Annotated in this window: 15 protein-coding genes and 1 tRNA gene; 8 read left to right on the top strand and 8 right to left on the bottom strand. The window is 65.0% G+C overall.

Annotation, left to right across the window (positions count from 1 at the left end):
- Window positions 1-379 precede the first annotated feature (379 nt).
- Window positions 380-3571, top strand: coding sequence for a calcium-binding protein (locus tag K3F48_RS06780; RefSeq protein WP_222574661.1), 3192 nt, complete (start codon window positions 380-382; stop codon window positions 3569-3571).
- A 114-nt stretch (window positions 3572-3685) separates the two neighbouring features.
- Here K3F48_RS06780 and K3F48_RS06775 read toward each other — a convergent pair whose 3' ends face one another.
- The 4 genes from K3F48_RS06775 to xoxF5 all read right to left on the bottom strand — a co-directional run bounded on the left by K3F48_RS06775 (window position 3686) and on the right by xoxF5 (window position 7619).
- Window positions 3686-4234 (bottom strand): PQQ-dependent catabolism-associated CXXCW motif protein, encoded by a 549-nt coding sequence (locus K3F48_RS06775; RefSeq protein ID WP_222574660.1) that lies wholly within the window; start codon window positions 4232-4234, stop codon window positions 3686-3688.
- A gap of 10 nt (window positions 4235-4244) precedes the next feature.
- Window positions 4245-5123: a substrate-binding domain-containing protein gene (locus tag K3F48_RS06770; RefSeq protein WP_370631368.1), complete on the bottom strand. Its 879-nt coding sequence runs from the start codon at window positions 5121-5123 to the stop codon at window positions 4245-4247.
- Between the two features lie 44 nt (window positions 5124-5167).
- The gene (locus K3F48_RS06765) at window positions 5168-5686 is read right to left on the bottom strand and encodes a c-type cytochrome, methanol metabolism-related (protein ID WP_255608483.1); all 519 of its coding nucleotides are present in this window, start codon (window positions 5684-5686) and stop codon (window positions 5168-5170) included.
- A 97-nt stretch (window positions 5687-5783) separates the two neighbouring features.
- A complete protein-coding gene (gene xoxF5 / locus K3F48_RS06760) occupies window positions 5784-7619 on the bottom strand; it encodes a lanthanide-dependent methanol dehydrogenase XoxF5 (RefSeq protein ID WP_222574659.1) in 1836 nt (611 codons plus the stop codon).
- Between the two features lie 315 nt (window positions 7620-7934).
- Here xoxF5 and K3F48_RS06755 point away from each other — a divergent pair, with 315 nt between their 5' ends.
- The 6 genes from K3F48_RS06755 to K3F48_RS06730 are packed head-to-tail and all read left to right on the top strand — an operon-like array spanning window position 7935 to window position 13165.
- Entirely contained in the window at window positions 7935-8858 is a 924-nt protein-coding gene (locus tag K3F48_RS06755) for a quinoprotein relay system zinc metallohydrolase 2 (protein WP_222574658.1), read from the top strand.
- The gene (gene kaiC / locus K3F48_RS06750) at window positions 8843-10447 is read left to right on the top strand and encodes a circadian clock protein KaiC (protein WP_370631366.1); all 1605 of its coding nucleotides are present in this window, start codon (window positions 8843-8845) and stop codon (window positions 10445-10447) included. Before K3F48_RS06755 ends, kaiC begins: the two co-directional genes overlap by 16 nt.
- On the top strand, window positions 10444-10755 hold the full coding sequence (locus K3F48_RS06745) for a circadian clock KaiB family protein (RefSeq protein ID WP_222574656.1): 312 nt from the start codon (window positions 10444-10446) through the stop codon (window positions 10753-10755). The genes kaiC and K3F48_RS06745 overlap by 4 nt, the downstream gene beginning before the upstream one ends.
- 29 nt (window positions 10756-10784) lie before the next feature.
- Complete coding sequence (locus tag K3F48_RS06740) at window positions 10785-11084, top strand: circadian clock KaiB family protein (protein ID WP_222574655.1); 300 nt, start codon at window positions 10785-10787, stop codon at window positions 11082-11084.
- A gap of 42 nt (window positions 11085-11126) precedes the next feature.
- The gene (locus tag K3F48_RS06735; RefSeq protein WP_222574654.1) at window positions 11127-12374 is read left to right on the top strand and encodes a nitrogen regulation protein NR(II); all 1248 of its coding nucleotides are present in this window, start codon (window positions 11127-11129) and stop codon (window positions 12372-12374) included.
- Window positions 12371-13165 (top strand): quinoprotein dehydrogenase-associated SoxYZ-like carrier, encoded by a 795-nt coding sequence (locus K3F48_RS06730; protein ID WP_222574653.1) that lies wholly within the window; start codon window positions 12371-12373, stop codon window positions 13163-13165. The genes K3F48_RS06735 and K3F48_RS06730 overlap by 4 nt, the downstream gene beginning before the upstream one ends.
- 10 nt (window positions 13166-13175) lie before the next feature.
- Here K3F48_RS06730 and K3F48_RS06725 read toward each other — a convergent pair whose 3' ends face one another.
- The 3 genes from K3F48_RS06725 to K3F48_RS06715 form a co-directional block, all read right to left on the bottom strand.
- Entirely contained in the window at window positions 13176-14351 is a 1176-nt protein-coding gene (locus K3F48_RS06725) for an aminotransferase class I/II-fold pyridoxal phosphate-dependent enzyme (RefSeq protein WP_222574652.1), read from the bottom strand.
- Window positions 14352-14447: 96 nt separating this feature from the next.
- The gene (locus tag K3F48_RS06720) at window positions 14448-15161 is read right to left on the bottom strand and encodes an outer membrane protein (protein ID WP_222574651.1); all 714 of its coding nucleotides are present in this window, start codon (window positions 15159-15161) and stop codon (window positions 14448-14450) included.
- Between the two features lie 50 nt (window positions 15162-15211).
- The gene (locus K3F48_RS06715; protein WP_255608478.1) at window positions 15212-17686 is read right to left on the bottom strand and encodes a TonB-dependent receptor; all 2475 of its coding nucleotides are present in this window, start codon (window positions 17684-17686) and stop codon (window positions 15212-15214) included.
- 412 nt (window positions 17687-18098) lie between these two features.
- Here K3F48_RS06715 and K3F48_RS06710 point away from each other — a divergent pair.
- Window positions 18099-18173, top strand: a tRNA-Val gene (locus tag K3F48_RS06710).
- A 9-nt stretch (window positions 18174-18182) separates the two neighbouring features.
- Here the strand turns inward: K3F48_RS06710 and K3F48_RS06705 are convergent.
- Window positions 18183-19052, bottom strand: coding sequence for a trypsin-like peptidase domain-containing protein (locus K3F48_RS06705; protein WP_255608476.1), 870 nt, complete (start codon window positions 19050-19052; stop codon window positions 18183-18185).
- Between the last annotated feature and the right edge of the window lie 312 nt (window positions 19053-19364).

The raw sequence follows: 19364 nt of genomic DNA, 5'->3' as shown, positions 1-19364 counted from the left end.
ACGGCCACGAAGGCCGCGCGTGCCGCGGAATGTCGGTATTCGAGGCTCGTCCCACATCTCGACATTCGCGAGCGGCGCCGCATGGCCGACGAGATCCGCGCGTCGCGACGCCGCCCACCATCGGTGTTGAAGAAGTCGACGCGAGCATCGACATGGGAGAGCGCGTTGTCGTCCAGCGCACGAACAAGCATACCGCACAGATAGGCGTGACGGCGCCGGACATTTGGTGTATTTATGTTCGTGGAGCGCGATCGTTGCTTGCTCCGACGGGCGTGATGGCGCGGCATGTCTCGGAAATGCTGTGCTCTGCGAGCCGTTTGAAGCAAATCGACGTCTTTGTCAACACGACGTTTTATTTTCTCACGCGGAGAAGCGACTCATGCCGACGATCACTGGCGATAACACTCCCAACATCATCAATGGCTCTAATATCGACGATTATATTTACGGCAAGAGCGGCGCCGACACGATCAACGGCAACGACGGCAATGACACGATCTATGGCGGCAACGGCAACAGCGCGGACGATGATGGATCCGCCGACACGATCAACGGCGGCGACGGCAACGACAGCCTTCATGGGGAGGCAGGCAACGATACGATCGCCGGCGGCGACGGCAATGATTATCTCTATGGCGACGGCGGCAACGACACGCTGAACGGCGGCAACGGCGGCGACACCATATATACGGGTCTCGGCGTCGACACGGTCGACGGCGGCGCCGGCAACGACACGATCTACGCCGACCGCGGCGTAAAACACATCAATGGCGGGACCGGATACGACCTTCTCGTGCTCGACCGTTCGACGGACTCGATCGGGCTCACGCTCGTTCTCAACAGCAGCAGCGCCGCGAGCGACGGCTCGACGACCGCGGGCATCGAGCAGCTTCGCTTCTATGGCAGCTCCGGCGATGACGACATCGATGGAGGAACGAGGAACGACACGCTATACGGGGGCGCCGGCAAGGATTTATTGGCCGGCGGCGATGGCGACGATTATCTTTCCGGCGATATAGGAGCGGACAGGCTCGACGGCGGCGCCGGCAATGACACGATCTACGGCGGCATGGACGCCGATGTGATCTCCGCCGGAGACGGCAACGACACGGTATATGCCGGCACGGGAAACGACACGGCCGATGCGTCGAACGACATCGTTCATGGCGACGACGGCGATGACAGTCTCCATGGCGAGGCCGGCAATGACACGCTCTACGGCGACGACGGCGCCGACTATCTCTATGGCGGACTCGGCAACGACACGCTGAACGGCGGCGCCGGCGCCGACACCATCTATACGGGCGCCGGAGTCGACGTCGTCATCGGGGGCGCGGGCGACGACGTCATCTACGCTCTTCTCGACAAGAAGACGATCGACGGCGGCTCCGGCTATGATTTTGTCGAGATCGACCGCTCGAGCGCGTCGACCGGCCGCACGTTCACGCTGAACGGCGGCGCTGGAAGCGACGGCAGCCGCACCACGAACGTCGAGGTTCTGCGCTATTATGGCGGCAGCGGCAACGACACCGTGAGCGGCGGGGACTATGCGGACACTCTCTATGGCGGCGCCGGCGCTGATGTGCTGTCGGGGAAGGACGGAGGGGACAGCGTCTACGGACAAGACGGCGCCGATACGCTGAACGGCGGCGAGGGAAACGACTATCTCTACGGCGGCGCCGGCGCCGACGTGATCAATGGCGACGCGGGCAACGACTCGATCTATGGCGGCTCGGCCAACAGCACGGTCGATGCGTCCGCCGACACGATCCATGGCGGCGACGGAAACGACAGCCTCCACGGCGAGGCCGGCGACGACACGATCACCGGCGACGCGGGCAATGACTATCTCTACGGCGAGGATGGAAACGACAGTCTGGACGGCGGCGACGGCGATGACGTGCTCTACAGCGGCCTCGGAATCGATACGCTCGCCGGAGGGGGCGGCAGCGACACGATCTACGCCGGTCTCGGCAAGAAGCTGATCGACGGCGGCGCGGGTTTCGATGTCCTCGAATTGGACCGCTCGACCGACACGCTCGGGCTCGTTCTCACGCTCAACAGCGCCAGCGCCGCCAGCGACGGGACGAAGACCGCCGGCATCGAGCAGTTCCGCTTCCATGGCGGCGACGCCGCCGACAGGATCGTGTCCGGCGCCGGCGCCGACTATCTCTACGGCGGCGCCGGCGCCGACAAGCTCGATGGCGGCGACGGCAACGACATTCTGTATGGCGAGGGGGGCGCCGACACGCTCAGAGGCGCCGCCGGAAACGACTACCTCTATGGCGGCGACAGCGCCGACACGCTGTATGGCTCTGACGGCAACGACACGATCTATGGCGGCTTCGGCAATAGCTCCGTCGACGCCAGCGACGACCGGATCTCTGGCGGCGACGGAAACGATAATCTCCACGGCGAGGCCGGCAATGACACGATCACCGGCGACTCGGGCAACGACTATCTCTACGGCGAGGATGGAAACGACAGTCTGGACGGTGGCGGCGGCAATGACGTGCTCTACAGCGGCCTCGGAAGCGACACGCTCGCCGGAGGGAGCGGCAACGACACGATCTATGCCGGTCTCGGCAAGAAGCTCATCAACGGCGGCGCGGGCTTCGATGCCCTCGAATTGGACCGCTCGACGGACACGGTCGGGCTCGTTCTCACGCTCAACAGCGCCAGCGCCGCGAGCGACGGGACGAGAACCGCCGGCATCGAGCAGTTCCGCTTCCATGGCGGCGACGCAGCCGACACGATCATGTCCGGCGCCGGCGCCGACTACCTCTACGGCGGAGCTGGCGCCGACAAGCTCAATGGCGGCGACGACAACGACGTTCTGTATGGCGAAGCGGGCGCCGACACGCTCAAGGGCGACGCCGGCAACGACTATCTGTATGGCGGCGACAGCGCCGACACGCTGTACGGCTCGGAGGGCAACGACACGATCTATGGCGGCTTCGGCGGCAGCTCCATCGACGCCAGCGGCGATCGGATCTTTGGCGGCGACGGCGAGGATAATCTTCATGGCGAGGCCGGCAACGACACGATCAACGGCGACTCCGGCAATGATTATCTCTATGGAGACGACGGCGTCGACAAATTGAACGGCGGCGCGGGAGCCGATTATGTCTACGGCGGCGCCGGAAACGACACGATCGATGGCGCCGGCGGCAATGACAACCTCTACGGCGACGATGGCGCCGACAAGCTCAACGGCGGCGCCGGCAATGATTACCTCGCTGGCGGCGCGGGAAGCGACAATTTCGTTTTCAACACCGCGCTGAACGGCGCATATCTCGACAATGTCGACACGATCGCCGATTTCGACGTCACGGCGGACAAGATCAGCCTCGACAATGCGATCTTCACCGCCCTGACGGGCGCGACATTGTCGTCGGCCGCGTTCCACATCGGCGCGTCCGCGGCTGACGCATCGGACCGGATCATCTACAACAGCACGAACGGCAATCTCTATTATGATGCGGATGGCGCGGGAGCGACCGCGGCGATCCAGTTTGCGACCCTGTCGAACGGATTGGCGCTGACCAACGCCGATTTTTCGATCATCTGAGCCGAGATCGGCGCGAAGGCGAAGGCCCGGGCGTTCGTCCGGACCTTCAGCGCTTCACTCCTCCGGCGAGATCGAGCCGCGCTCCGGGACTTTCGAGGCTGTCTCGGGCGCGGATTATCGCTCCCGTCCGGGCTCCGGCTCGCGCGGCTCCAGCGGATGCCCGGCCTTTTCCCAGCCGTCGGCGCCTTCCGGATACCAGCCGACGCTCGCATAGCCGAGCGCGAGCGCGCGCTTGGCGGCGTTCCACGACATCCAGCAATCGGCGAGGCAATAGAAGACGATGGCGCGGCGCCGGTCGTTCGCCGTCGCCGTCTCCAGCCCCTCTTCGAAATAGCGTTGCGCCGCCTCGGAGAGGGCGCCGAAGCCGGTGTCCGGCAGCCAGGCGCTGCCCGGAATGTCGTAGCGCGGCTTGTCGCGCCAGACGGCGTCCGGCGGCAGGCCGGCGGGCCTCGGCGGACGCGGCAGCACATCGATGAAGACGGCGGCTTTGTCGCGCCAGAGGCCGAAGACGTCCGCGGTGGAGAGCACGCGGGCTCCCGCGAGGGTCGCCGGAACCGGAGCGCGATAATCGCCGAGCCGATAGCCGGACGGCTCGGGCGGCCGCTCGGCGGCGGCGGCGGTTCCGAAAAAGGCCAAAAGGATTGTCGCGGCGCGCAAGCTCATAGGGCGAAGATCACGGATCGACGGCGATCGGCGCGCCCGCCTCGTCGAGCAGCGGCACGCCATAGGAGGCGAGCAGCCTGTCGATCTCATGTTGATTCTGAGCGATGAGACGATTGAGCTCGCGCTTCCATTCCTGATCGGAATGGCGCACGCCCATGCCGATGCGAAAGCTCATGCGCGTCCCCGGCTCCTGCGCCAACATCGCCTCGACCAGCCGCCCGTTCGACCTCTTCACATGATAGCCGGCGATCGGTCCCCACAGAATCGCGACGTCGATCACGCCGGATTCGAGGTCCCGGATCATATCGGCCGCGGGGGCGTCGACGCGCGTGTCGACCACCAGCGGATAGGGTTTCACCGCGGCGAGAAGGCCGAGGCGCGCGAGCAGATTGCCCGGCGGGGTATTGGCGACGAGGCCGATGCGCCGGCCTTTTGCGGTGAGGCGGGAATCGGCGAGCGTCTTCAGCCCCTCGAGGTCGGAGCCGGCGCGAGTGACGATCGCATAGGACGTCCGGTAATAGGGATTGGTCGGCTGGACGAGGTCGTCGCCCTGCGGCATGCCCATCACGACGTCGCAGAGATGCGCGTTCAGCGTGTTGCGAATAAAGCCCGTCGCGCCCGGATAAAAGACATAGGCGATGTCCTTGCCGAGCTTGGCGGCGACGAATTGCGCCAATTTGTTCTCGAAGCCCTCGCCGGCGCTATTGGAGAACGGCAGATTATTGGGATCGGCGCAGACGCGCAGCACTTTGGGGTCGATCAGCTCGATCGCGCCCTTGGCGTCGTCCGCTCCGGGACGAGCGAATTGCTCGGGCGACTGCGCCCGGACGGGGGCCGTCGCGAGAACACCCGCGACGGCGACCATGGAGACAGCGATCTCACGAAACATGGCGAACCTTTGGCCCATGCCGCCGCCGGCCATCCGCCTTCGGCTCACTTGCCGCTCATGCACTTCGCTTCGGCCTCGGCGAAGGCCGCTGGCTTCGCTTCTTTCTTCTCCGGACGGCCGCGGCCGACCGCTTCGGTCGAGCGGGCGCGGAGATAGATATAGAGGTCGTCGATGTAGCACATGGCGTTCTTGTTGTCGGCGAAAGCCGGCATGACGCTGTCATTGCCCGCCACCTTGTTCTCGCGGCCGCTGACGACGATGCCGTAGAATTCGGCGTAATTGAAGGTCTTGACCGAATTCTTCAGCGCCGGCGCGTAGGTCGAGCCTTCGGCGTTGGGGCCGTGGCAGACGTGGCACTCGGCGTGATAGCGGCGATAGCCGGAGAAGGTGTACCAATCGACCGTGCCGTCGGCCTGGACCTTGTACGTCGGGTCGCCGTTCTTGTCGAAATACTTTCCGTCCACTTCCTTGACCGCGGTCGGGTCTCCCGGCGGTTCGGCCCGCGCGGTCGTTCCAACGACGAAGACGCTCAGGGCCACGGCCCCGACGAGCGGCAGTCTCATTACCTCATCCTCCCGATGCTTCCTCTACACGACACGAGCGCCCGGCGACGCGCCGAGAGGCGATTCGCCGGGCGCCAGAGCTATTTTTTCCGCGGCCTCAGTTCGCCGGAGCGATGATCGGCAGAGCGGAGTCGGGCAGGGTGAAGACCGTCAGCACGCCGCCGAGGGCGGTGTAGTCGGACAGCGCGCGATAGCCGCCGACCGCGCCCAAGCCTTCGTTGCTCTTCGACAGGCCCGCCGCGAGGCCGATGCCGGCCCAGCCGCCGACGCCGGACAGGACGGCGACGTATTGCTTGCCCTTGTGGTCATAGGTCATCACATTGCCGATGATGCCCGACGGAGTCTTGTACTTGTAGAGCTCCTTGCCGGTCTTCACATCGACCGCCTTCAGATAGCCCTCGAGGGTGCCGTAGAAGGCGAGGCCGCCGGCCGTGGTGACCGTGCCCGACCACACCGAGAACTGCTCCTTGTTCGACCAGACGATCTTGCCGACACGGGCGTCCCAGGCAATGAAATTGCCCATGTTGGTCTCGCCGGGCGGCGGGAACATCTCCAGCGTCGCGCCGACATAGGGCTGGCCCGCGGTGTAGCTGACGCGGAACGGCTCATAGTCCATGCAGACGTGGTTGGTCGGCACATAGAACAGGCCGGTGTCCGGCGAGAAGGACGCCGGCTGCATGTCCTTGGAGCCGAGAGCCGCCGGGCAGACGCCCTTGGTGTTCACGTCCTCGCCGTTCTGCTGCGTCGAATATTTGGCGACGACCAGCGGACGGCCATAGGTCTTGGAGCTCTTGTCCATGTCGACCTTGGTCGCCCAGTTGACGGCCGGGTCATATTTCTCGGCGACGAGCAGCTCGCCGGTCACGCGGTCGAGCGTGTAGCCGAAGCCGTTGCGGTCGAAGTGGACGAGCGTCTTGCGAGCCTGGCCGCCGATCGTCTGGTCGGCGAGGATCATCTCGTTGATGCCGTCATAGTCCCACTCGTCGTGGGGGGTCATCTGATAGACCCACTTCACCGTGCCCTTGTCGAGATCGCGCGCCCAGATGGTCATGGACCAACGATTGTCGCCCGGCCGCTGAGCGGGGTTCCAGGTCGAGGGGTTGCCGGAGCCGTAATAGACGAGGTTCAGCTCGGGATCATAGGAATACCAGCCCCAGGTGGTGCCGCCGCCGATCTGCCACTGATCGCCTTCCCAGGTGTTCAGCCCCGAATCCTTGCCGACCGGCTTGCCGAGATGGGTGGTCTTCTCGCCGTCGATCAGCGTGTCGCTGTCCGGGCCCATCGAGTAGCCGCGCCAGGCGAGCGAGCCGTCCTTGATGTTATAAGCGGTGATGCTGCCGCGCACGCCGAACTCGCCGCCGGCGATGCCGACGAAGACCTTGTCCTTGAAGACATGCGGAGCGGCGGTCGAGGTGGCGCCCTTCGAAGGATCGCCGTTCTTCACCGACCAGACCAGCTTGCCGGTCTTGGCGTCGAGCGCGACGAGGGTGGTGTCGGCCTGCGCGAGGAAGATCTTGCCGTCGCCATAGGCGAGGCCGCGGTTCACGGTGTCGCAGCACATCACCGGAACGACGCTCGGATCCTGCTTGGGCTCATACTTCCAGAGGATCTTGCCGTCGCTGTTGAGATCGAGCGCATAAACGATGTTGGGGAACGGAGTATGGACATACATCACGTCGCCGAGCACCAGCGGAGCGCCCTCGTGGCCGCGCAGCACGCCGGTCGAGAAGCTCCAGGCCGGAGCCAGCTTGCCGACGTTCTCGGTGGTGATCTGCTTCAGCTTGGAATAGCGGAGATTGGCGTAGTCGCCCGTCGGCAGGGCCCAATCCTTCGGGTTCTTCTGGAGCTCGAGCAGCTCGTCGGCGGCGTACGCCACGCCGGCTCCGAACAGCGCGAGGATCCCTACCGAAGTCGACAACAACAGCTTTTGCATGAGCTTTTCCTCCTGACGACATTACCGCGCAAAAGGCCCGGCCACGTCGCCGACATCGCGCCTTTTTTGAGACGCCACAGGCTTTGGGAAGCCGTTTCCTCGTGATTTTCACCACGGCGACGAGGCGGAAACGCCGCGCCCGCAGCCCCGCCAAATCTCCGTCGAGACATCCTCCGGTTCCCGGCCGGAAAACGTCTTTTTGGTCGGAAACGGCGGGATAATATGTCGCACAGGATTGAAGCGCAATCCCCAAAAGCCATGCCAGACTTCCCCGTTTCTTGCGGGAAAAGGCTAGAAAAGGACGCGGAATCCGCCATGCTGCAATGCACTAGAGACGCGCTTGCCATCGCCCTGTTCTGCCTCTTCGCGAGCGCGGCGAGCGCGTTCGATCTGACCGAGATCGCGCCGGGCGTGTTCGTTCATCAGGGGCGGCTCGCGATGATGACGCGCGAGAACCTCGGCGACATCGCCAATCTCGGAGCGATCGTCGGCGCGGAGGCGGTCGCGGTCATCGACACCGGAGGAAGCGCCGCGGAGGGGCGAGCGTTTCTCGCTGCATTGCAGCAGCGCACGTCCAAGCCCATTCGCTATGTCATCAACACGCATGTGCATCCCGACCATATTTTCGGGAATATTGCCTTCCGAGACTCGGGCGCCGTGTTCGTCGGGCACAAGAACCTGCCGCGGGCGCTCGCCGCGCGCGGTCCGCACTATCTCTCTTCTTTCCGGGAGGCGCTCGGCCCGCTCGTCGATGATGTGGCGCTCATCGCGCCGAGCCTGACGGTCGACGGCGCAATGACGCTCGATCTCGGGGGCCGCGGCATCGAGCTGCGCGCCTGGCGCACGGCGCATAGCGACGCCGATCTCACTGTGCGCGACTCGGCGAGCGGGACGCTGTTCGCCGGCGACCTGCTGTTCCTGCGCCATGTGCCGATCGTCGACGGGAGCCTCCTCGGCTTTCTCGCCGTCGTCGACGAGTTGCGGAAGATCGAAGCCGTGCGTGTCGTGCCGGGCCATGGGCCGGCGGTCGCCCCCTGGCCGCAGGCGCTCGACGCCCAGGCCGCCTATCTCGAGCGCCTGACCCGCGATCTGCGACGCTCGATCGCCAAGGGCGAGACTCTCGGCGCGGCCGCGACGTCGGCGGGCCAGAGCGAGAAGCCCGCCTGGAGCCTGTTCGACGATTACAATGTCCGCAACGCGACGGCCGGCTTCGCCGAGCTCGAATGGGAGAGCCCTTGAGGCGGCGGCCGAGACCGGGCTGTGACAGAGGCGGAAGCGCGTCCGGAGGGCGTCCCGAGAGCGCCCTTCGCAGGTTTGCCAAACGAGGCGAAAGGGCGCAAAATAAGCTCGCGTTCTTTCGGACAAAGCGCCCGCTCATGACCGCAAATTTTCTTGCGAAGGCTCCGACCGGCATATCGGGCCTGGACGAAATGACCATGGGAGGGTTGCCGAAGGGGCGTCCAACCTTGCTCTGCGGGGGGCCGGGCAGCGGAAAGACGCTGCTTTCGATGAGCTTTATCGTGAACGGCGCGCTTCGCTACGGAGAGCCGGGCGTCTTCATGAGCTTCGAGGAGCGGCCCGAGGATCTGAGGGCGAATTTCACCTCGCTCGGCTTCGACGTCGATGATCTGACGAAACGCGAGCTTCTGGTTGTCGACCATGTGCGCCTGGAGCGCAGCGAGATCGAGGAGAGCGGCGAATATGATCTCGAAGGCATCTTCGTCCGCTTGGGCTATGCCGTCGATACGATCGGCGCCAAGCGCGTGGCGATCGACACGATCGAAGCGCTGTTCGCCGGCCTCTCGAATGAAGCGGCGCTGAGGTCGGAACTGCGTCGCTTGTTCGGCTGGCTCAAGGAGCGCGGACTGACGGCGATCATCACCGGCGAACGCGGCGCGAGCCACCTGACGCGCTACGGCCTCGAGGAATATGTCTCCGACTGCGTCATCGTTCTCGACAACCGCATCGTCGATCAGCTTTCGACCCGACGCCTTCGCATTCTCAAATATCGCGGCTCGGCGCATGGCGCCGACGAATATCCTTTTCTGATCGACGAGCGAGGCGCCTCGGTCCTGCCGATCTCCTCGGCCGGGCTCGATCATTCCGCCTGCCCGGAACGCATGTCCACCGGCGTCGCCTCGCTCGACTCCATGCTGGGCGGCGAGGGCTATTTCGTCGGCTCGAGCATTCTGGTCTCCGGGGCGGCGGGAACGGGCAAGTCGAGCCTCGCCGCCCATTTCGCCGAGGCGGGCTGCGGGCGCGGCGAAAAAGTCGTCTATGTCGCGCTCGAGGAGTCGGCCCCGCAGATCATCCGCAACATGGCGAGCATCGGCGTCGATCTCGGGCGCTGGGCGACGAGCGGCCTGCTGCGCTTCAACGCCGCGCGGCCGAGCTATTACGGGCTGGAGACGCATCTCGCCAAGATCCTGCGCGAGGTCCAGTGCTTCCAGCCGAAGCTCGCGGTGATCGATCCGATCTCGAGCTTCCTCTCGATCGGCTCGGGGCGCGAGGTGCATGCGATGCTGCTGCGTCTCGCCGATATATTGAAAGCACACAATGTGACCACGGTTTTCACCGAGCTCGTCGCGACCAATTTGCGTCGCGACGAGGCCGAGGCGAGCGTCTCGTCACTGATGGACACCTGGATATCGCTGCGGCGCCTCGAGATCGCGGGAGACGCCAGACGGGCCCTTTGCATCGTCAAGTCGCGCGGCATGGCGCATTCGCGGAGGGTGCGCGAATTCGTCCTCGAAGACGCCGGCTTCACTGTGGTCGATGAGCCGCTCGATCCGTCGATCACGACATTGCGACAGGAGCCGGGCGCGTGATCCGGCCGAGCGAGAGCGAGCGCCACATCGGCGAGGACACTCAGGCTTGGCGGTTGCGGCTCTATGTCGCGGGCCAGACTCCGAAATCGCTCACGGCGATCGCCAATCTGCGCCGCATTTGTGAGAAAAATCTACACGGGCGTTACATCATCGAGATCGTCGATCTGGTCGAGCGACCGCAGCTCGCCGCCGGCGACCAGATCGTGGCGCTGCCGACCCTGGTGCGAAAACTGCCGCCGCCGCTGAAAAAAATCATCGGCGACCTATCCAATCAGGAAAAAGTTCTCGTCGGGCTCGACCTTCTCTAGGGCGCGCGATGATTCGAGGAGCATGTTCAATGACCGATACCGCGCCGACGCCTTCGACGCGCTACGTCCTCTGCCTGTTCGTGACAGGAGCCAGTCCGAGATCTGTGCGCGCGATTCGCGCCGTGCGCGATATCTGCGACGAGCGCCTCGCCGGGCGCTATGATCTCGAAGTCGTGGATATTTATCGGCATCCGCAGCGCGCCCGTGAGGATCAGGTCGTCGGCGCGCCGACTTTGGTCAAGTCGCTGCCGCTCCCGGTCAGGCGGATCATCGGCGACATGAGCAATGGCTCGCGGCTGGCGAGCGGACTGGGATTGATTGCGCGATGACGCGACGGGTCGCCCCGTATAGGTGAAAGAACGGAGCTGCCTTTGGGAGCCGCCGCCGAGCAGCAGCAAATCGAGGATCTCCAGCGGCGTCTCGCCGAGGCCGAGGAGACGCTGCGCGCCATCCGAGCCGGCGAGATCGGCGGGATCGTCGTCGACGCCTGCGACGGGCCTCGCGTCTTCACGCTGGAGGGGGCGGATCGTGTCTATCGCGCGATGGTGGAGCAGATGGGCGAAGGCGCGGCCAATGTCGACGCCGATGGAATTGTCCTCTACTGCAATCCCCGATTGGCGGAGATGGTCTGCAAGCCGCGCGACAGGCTGGTGGGCGCGACGATTTTCGATCACTTGGGCGCCGGTCAGGCTTCGGCGTTCTCCGAATTTCTCGCCGCGCCGGAGGCGAGGAGGATCGATATCCAGCTTCGACGCGCCGATGGCGAGGAGATCCCCGCGAGCGTCGCGATCAGCTCGTTGCAGCTCGATGGGACGACGACGTCCCGCCTCCTCATCCTCACCGATCTGACCCAGCTCAAGCATATGGAGCGCCTGCTGGTGGAGGCCGAACGCCTCAACGCTCTGGCGCAGATGGCCACGGGCCTCGCGCATGAGCTCAATCAGCCGCTCGCGGCGGCGACCACCTATTTCAACGCGGCCCGCCGTCTTCTGCGCCTGGACGCGCATCTGCGTTTGGCCGATATCGAGAGCGCATTGGACGCAGGCGCCGCGCAAATCCTCCGGGCAGGACGCATCATCGCGCATTTGCGCGAGTTCGTGGCGCGCGGCGAGCCGGACAAGCTCGTCCATAGCATGCATGATCTCATCAGGAAGTCCGCCGAGCTCGTCGTCGCCGGCGCGGAAGGCAAAGACGTCCAATTGTCGCTCGATCTCAACGCCGACAATGAGTTCGTGCTCGCGGATGGAGTTCAGATCAAGCAGGTTCTGGTCAATCTGATGCGAAACGCGCAGCAGGCGATGCTCGCTTCCGCGTCACGGCGACTGGTCGTGTCCAGCTCGACGACCCGCAACGGCGAGATCAGAGTCGATGTCGCCGATACGGGGGCCGGGCTCTCGGAAGCGGCCAGAGCGAGCGTGTTCGAGCCGTTCCGCACCATGAAGACGGGCGGCCTCGGCGTCGGCCTGTCGATTTCGCGCTCGATCATCGCGGCGCATTACGGGAAGATATGGGCCGAGCCCAATCCAGGCGGCGGCGCGATCTTCAGTTTCACATTGCCGCTGGCGGAAGCTCTGGCCGGCGGAGCGCTTGCAGAAGAGGGAAAAGGGGCCCGTCCATGACATCATCGGCTCATCGCCAGGCTGCGGCGCTCGCGATCTGGCTCGCGTCATGCGCCGGCGGCGCGCTCGCGCAGGCGCCGAAGATCGATCCCTGGCCCGGCCTCGTCACCGACATTTTCCAGGGCCGTTCCATCGCGGCGCATGAAGGCGTCGTGGCGCTGCAGGCGCCGGTGCGGGCGGAGGATGCGGCCATCGTGCCGATGACCATCGCGCTCGTCGAGCCGGGGGTGCGCAAGGCGACGCTGGTCATCGACGAGAACCCCATGCCCATGGCCGCCGCCTTCACTTTCGGCGACGGCGCGGCGGTCGCTTCGATCGAGACGCGCGTGCGGGTCAACTCCTACACCAATGTGCATGTCGTCGCGCAGACCGCCGATGGCGCGCTGCATTCGGTGGTGAAATTCGTCAAGGCGTCGGGCGGCTGCTCGGCGCCGGCGATCAAGGATCAGGACGAGGCCGCCGCCAATCTCGGCAAGATGAAGTTCCGCCGCTTCGCCAGCGCCGATCCCGCCCGCCGCGAGGCGCAGATCATGATCCGCCATCCCAATAATTCCGGCCTGCAGATGGACCCGATCTCGCGCGCCTATATCCCCGCCCATTTCATCGATCGGGTGGAGGTGCGCCAGGGCGACGCGCTGATCTTCTCGATGGAGGGCGGCATTTCGCTCTCGGAGGACCCGGCCTTCCGCTTCTCCTACAAGCCCAATGGCGCGAAGACGATCCGCGTCGAGGCGCATGACAATGAGGGCGGCGTGTTCACCGGCGAATGGCCGGTCGACGACGCCTCCTGAGGCCCTGCCCTCAGCGTGCCCCGTTCTTGCCGAGCCAGGCGGCGAGCCGATCGAGGCCGAGGCGGATCTCGGCCTCCGGTCCGGCATAGGAGAAGCGCACCGCCCGCCCTCCCCGCGCGCGGTCGAAATCGATCCCCGGCGTCGCGGCGACGCCCGCCTCCTCCAGCATGCGCCGGCAGAAGGCGGCCGCATCGGCGCTGAAGCGCGAGACGTCGACATAGAAGTAGAACGCTCCGTCCGGCGGCGCGAAATTGTCGAGGCCGAGCTGCGGCAGGCGTTCCAGCATCAGCGCCCGGCTGCGCGCATAGCCAGCCTTCGCCGCCTCCAGCTCCGCCGTCGCCTCGAAGGCTTCGAGCGCGGCGATCTGCGCCAGCGTCGGCGCCGATATGGCGAGCGACTGCTGCAGCCGCTCGATCGGCCGCACCAAGGACTCCGGCGCGACCAGCCAGCCGAGCCGCCAGCCGGTCATCGCGTAATATTTGGAGAAGGAATTGACGACGATCGCATGGCGCGAATGCGCCAGCGTCGTCTCACAAGGCTGCGCGTAAGAGAGGCCGTGATAAATCTCGTCCGAGACGAGAAGAATTCCCGCCTCCGCGCAGAAGGCGCAGATTTTGGCGAATTCGGCGCTGTCGATCATCGAGCCGGTCGGATTGGCTGGACTCGCGAGCAGCGCGGCTTGCAGGCGCCGTCGGCGATGCTCGGCCTCGAGCGCCGCGGCGGTCGGCGCGAAGCGGGTCTCGCGCCCGATCTCGATGAAGGCCGGCTCGAGCCCGAGCGCGGCAAGAATATTGGCGTAGGCCGGATAGCCGGGCGCCGTGAGAGCGACGCGCGCGCCTTGGTCCAGCGCCGCCAGAAAAGCGAGCACGAAGGCGCCGGAGGAGCCCGTGGTGACGACGACGCGCTCCGGCGAAATCTCGGCGCCATAGGCGTCGGCGTAATGGCGGGCGATGCGCCGCCGCAGATCCGGCCGCCCCAGCGCTTCGGCATAGCCGATGACGCCCTCGCTCAGCGCGCGCTCCGCCGCCTCTCGTACAGCGCGCGGGGCCGGCGCGCCGGGCTCGCCGAGCTCCATATGGACGATGCGCCGCCCCTGCCGCTCGAGCGCGCGCGCCTCGCGCAGAACGTCCATGGCGATGAAGGGAGCGACGGCGCTGCGCCGGGAGGGGAGTGGCGGGGAGTTCATCGCCCGCATCATAGCAAATCGTGCGCGTGGCGCGAGCCGCCCCCCGGGACGTCGGCGCGCTCCACTGCGCCGACGCCCGGACGGCCCGCCGGAGCGTCAGTTCGCGCCGCCGAAGCGATAATTCAAGCCGGCGCGAACGACATGGCCGGCGCTGCTCACGCCGCCGCTGACCGTGCCGATGTTCGACGTGTAGCTCGGGCTGCTGCCGACGAGCCAGACGTAGAGATATTCGCCCTTCACCGAGACGCGATCGAACAATTGGTGCTCGAAGCCGCCGCCGACGGTCCAGCCCGCGCGAACGGTTCCGCCGGTGCTGTCCTGTCCCGAAATGCCGTAAGAATTGGCCGAGAAGGTTCGCGGCACGAAATCCGTTCCATAGGCGAAGCCGCCGGTCGCATAGAGGAGCCAGCCCGGCGTGAAGGCGTAGCCGGCGCGGCCTCTGAGCGTGCCGAGAACGCCGCTGTCGGTCGGACCCGGGTAGATGCCGGAGACGGTCTCGGCCGCGATCTGGCCGCGGAAGCCGAAATCGGCTTCGACGCCGAGCACGACTTCAGGCGTGTATTGCCAGTTGTAGCCGAGCGTGCCGCCGCCGACGAAGCCGGAGCCGCGCAGCGGCGCCTGGCCGAGGAAATGGAACCGGCCTTCGCCGAGCAGCGCGCCGGCGTAGAGGCCGATATAGCCGCCCTGCCAGCTGAATGCGGGCGGGGCGACGATCGGCGGGGCCTTATGGCTGGGAAGGTCGGCGGCGCAGGCGAGGCTCGCCGACAAGACGCCGGCCAGCGACAGGAAAGACGAGCGGAAGAGGGTCATATCGAATCTCCGGAAGGATATAGTTTCGCGAGCACGCTCGGCGGAGCGTCTCAATACAGTTTTACGCGCAGCGTTCCGCCGAACCAGCGTGGATCGCCGAATGTGTAATAATTCGGCGTCGAGAGGGCGATCGTCATGGATGTCTTGTAGCGCTCGTCGAACAGGTTCTTAGCCCAGAAGAACAGATTATATTTGTCGTCTTCTGTCCGCAGGCCGATACCGAGATTGACGAGCGTATAGGGCCGCTGCTCCAGTTTGTAGATGGAATAGGGATTGGAGAAGGGCGTCGTGTCCTTCCAGGAGGCGTTGACATAGGTATAGGCGAAAATCTGGTCGGGCAGTCCGGCGTCGGCGAAGACCGCGCCGATGGGATGCTCGTATGTCGCGCCGACATTGAATGTCAGCGGCGATACGCCGAGCGCCTTGGTCCCGGACAGATTGACGGAGGTCGGCGCGCCGTCGTAACCCCAATCGACCGGCCGCGGACCTTTGGGGTGGTCGATATAGCGAGCTTCCGTGAGAGCTCCGGAAAAAGTGAAGGCCAGGCGCTCGATCGGCGACTGCCAACGGCCGTCGAATTCGACGCCGCGGAACCGCACATGGCCGATATTTCCGAGATAAGAATTGACGATCGGATTGCCTGACCCGTCGCGGAGCGAATCGTCGGTGAGCTGGGTCTGGAAGTTATACGTGTCCTGCCAGTAGAGATTGGCGTTGAGGACGAGCTTGTTGTCGAACCAGCTCGTCTTTGCGCCGAGCTCATAGTCCCAGGTGACTTCCGGCTTGATGATGACCGGCTGGTATGTGCCGGTCGTTCCGACCGGCTGCGCCGTGGTGTTGACGCCGCCTGACTTCTCGCCGCGCGACACCGAGCTGTAGACGAGAAAATTCTCGTTGACTCGATAGGAGGGATTGAACAGGCCGGAAAGCGAGTTGTTGGCCTTTTCGTTGAAGCCGGTGTCGAAAGTGGTCAAGCCCTTGGCTTTTTTCACGAGCGCGAGGACGGCGGCGTAATTATAGGCGGGATTGGCGCCGCTGATCCAGGCGACATTCGAACCGGTCTTGATCTCATAGGTGTCGCGCAGGCCGGCGGTGAGCGCCCATTGCTCGTCTATACGCCAGGTCGCTTGCCCGAACGCTGCGAAGCTCGTCGTCGACATCTTGCCGTCGCCGTGCCAAACGACGCCATTGAGAAGCCCGGGATCGGTGTCGATATTGTTGCTGAACCATTGCGCGGCGTCGCTGCCGTAATCGTCGTGTCGCAACGACCAGACGTTCTCGCGCAGGCCATAGAGGCCGACCTGCCATGAGAGCGTCTCGTCCTTGGGGGAGGCGAGGCGGATCTCCTGCGAAAATTGATTGGCGTAGGTGTCGAAGGCGCCGGACGAGACTTCGAGCTCGTTGCCGACGGTCGTGCCGGCGCCGAGCGAATTGCGCGGATGCAGAATGAAATTGCGCCAGGCGGTCACCGAGGTGAGGGTGTTGGCTCCGATCTGGATATTGATTTCGTTCGACGCGCCATGCGTGCGCTGATCGAGCTTGCCGAGGCGCGTCAGATAGGGGCTGTAAGGATCATTGATGTTGAGCGCCGTCTTGCCGAGGCGGGTGGCTATCAGCTTCGAGAACTGATTCGGATTCGCCGCGCCATTGGCGAAGAACGGAATCGAGTCGCCGTTGAATGCCGAATAGTTGTTGTATTCGTCCGAACGCAGACGCTCGAAGATGAAGCGGTCGGTGAAATTGTCGCCGACATAGAGCAGCTGCGCGCGCACGCCCCAGCGGTCGTTGTCGAGCAGGCCCGCACCCGTCACCTTGTCGTGGATGAAGCCGTCGCTCTTGTCGAGAAAGAAGGTCACGCGATAGGCGAGCTGGTCGTCGATGATCGGCCCGGTGACGTTGAGCTTCTCGATGAAGCGGTTGCGGTTGCCGTAGGAAGTTTCGAGCGTCGCTCCGCGCGCGAAGGAGGGCAGTTGCGTGTGAATGACGACGGCGCCGGCGGTCGTGTTCTTGCCGAGCAGCGTTCCCTGCGGGCCGCGCGCGATCTCGAGCGATTGCAGATCGACATAGTCGGCCCATTGGAAGCCGGTGTGGGTGAAGAACACATTGTCGACGATGAAGCCGACCGCGCTCTCCGCGCCGTCCGTGCTCTGGAACGCGCCCGAGGTGCCGCGGATGGCGACGCCGGAGCCGCGCGGATTGCCGACGAAATAGGTGAAGCTCGGCGCCTTTTGCGCGAAGTCCTGAAGCCGCTCGATATGCTCACGATCGGCGGTCTTTCCGCCGACGACCGAGACGGGAAGCGGAACGTCCTGGGCCTTCTCCTCGCGCAGACGGGAGGTGACCTTGACCTCCTCGACCTGAGCGGCGGCGGCTTGGCCGCCGGCCTGCGCGCTCGTCGCCGGCTCCTGTGCGACCGCCAGCGAGGCGAAGCCGCTCAAGGCCGTCGTCGCGAGGGCGAACCGCCGCACGGCGGGCCGGCCGCGCAACATCGACTGGCGCGCTCTGGCCCGAGAATCAGCCTTCATGAACCCCTCCATCACATTTTCCAGACCTATTTTATAGGTATTAATGCGGCTGTCTAGAGCGAAGCCGTATGCGCGCAAATTTGATAAATCAGAATGATATCATTGTATTTCGAGCGCGGAGGAGCGACGCCCGCGCTGGTCGCCTGAGGCAATTTTCATATTACAATGATATCAATAGAGAGGTCGGGTCGCGGCCGCTGTGCCGCCGGCCCGTGCTCGCAAGGCCGGGAGAGTCGACGAATGCGGCTGCGCCGCCCCGGCTACGATAGTAAGTCGCTCGCGCGGACCTGCGCCGTTCTTCGGACCACTTGCGGGACAGAGGGGAGCCGGCAGGGTCGGACGCTCCAACCTCACGAAACGCTTCGGATGCTCTTGACGCATGCGGCGCCGTTTCGTACAGCAGGCCGATCCCGGGCGGCTAGCTCAGCGGGAGAGCACTCCCTTCACACGGGAGGGGTCACAGGTTCAATCCCTGTGCCGCCCACCATTTCGTGCATTACCTCGGCGCGCGCAGCCGCTCCCTTATCGCCGCCAGCAGATCGCCCTCGAACAGCAGCGCCGACCCGTAATGCGCCTCGATGTCGAACGGGCGCCGCGCATTCATGTCGAGCGAGGCGCTGTGCATGGCGATCAGCCGATCCTGTTCGTCGAAGAGCCCGGACCCCGAGCCGCCATAGCCGTCGTTGCAGTCGTGGCGCGCGCGGCGGACATGGGTCTCGGTCGCCGCGTCGATGCGATGAATCTCGCAGGGCTCGAGCGTCGCCGCGAGCCGCGAATTGCCGTGTCCGGCCGGCGACACCATCGTCACGCGCATCTGCGCTCCGGTCGCGACGCCGCTGGCGTCGGGTTCCGGCTGTGGCCGGATCATGTCCGGGGCCGGCCATAGCAGCCGCAGCAGCGCCCAATCATCGGTGATGTGCAGAGCGCTCGTTCCCTTCGGCGGTCCGAGCCGCAGGCTCTCCGGGTCGAAATAGAGATCCTGCTCGGCGATGCGAAAGAAGCAATCGCCGACCGGGCGCGTCGGCGCGCCCTGCCGATCGATGAAATTATGCGCGTTGACGACGACGAGATCGCGCGAGCCGATCAGCCATCCCGCGGCGGCGCGCTCGAGCGCGCCAGCGTCGGTGTAGCACATCAGCACGCCGGCGCCGGGAAAGCGCTCCTCATCCGCGCGCCCGAACATCCGCCGATCGTCGCGCGGATAGAGCGCCGCTTCCTCGATCGAGGCCGAGCCCGCGCCGCGGGCGAACGAAGCGAAGGCCGCGGCGGCGAGCAGCGCCGCAATCAGCGAAAGAGCCACGCCGCGCGCGCGAATCCGTGCGAGAAACGACTGCGACGCCATAGCCGGGAGGCCGCTCGAGCTCATTTTCGATCTTCCTTGTCGCGCGCATCGAATCATGCGCGCGCGTCGCGATTGCATGCGCAGATTTAGCCGCTTTTGCGCGCTCGTGGCGATGCGAGATATTTTCTGCGGCGGTTGCATGTTTTTCCCGCGCGACATGACCGATAAATCATGCAGACAGACTATCGCGCCTAAATTTATATGCTCCCGGTCCACCTGATCCGTCATCGAGCTCTCTACGGAGAAGGGACGGACGCAAAAACCAAGACGGTTTCGGATCAGCCGACCGTCAAATCTATTTCACGAGGCGACGAAAGCGCTCGACGAAAGCGCCGC

Origin of the sequence: Methylosinus sp. Sm6, from assembly GCF_019802345.1 — a bacterium.
Taxonomy (GTDB): Bacteria; Pseudomonadota; Alphaproteobacteria; order Rhizobiales; family Beijerinckiaceae; genus Methylosinus.
This window is presented reverse-complemented; position numbering and strand designations above follow the sequence as displayed.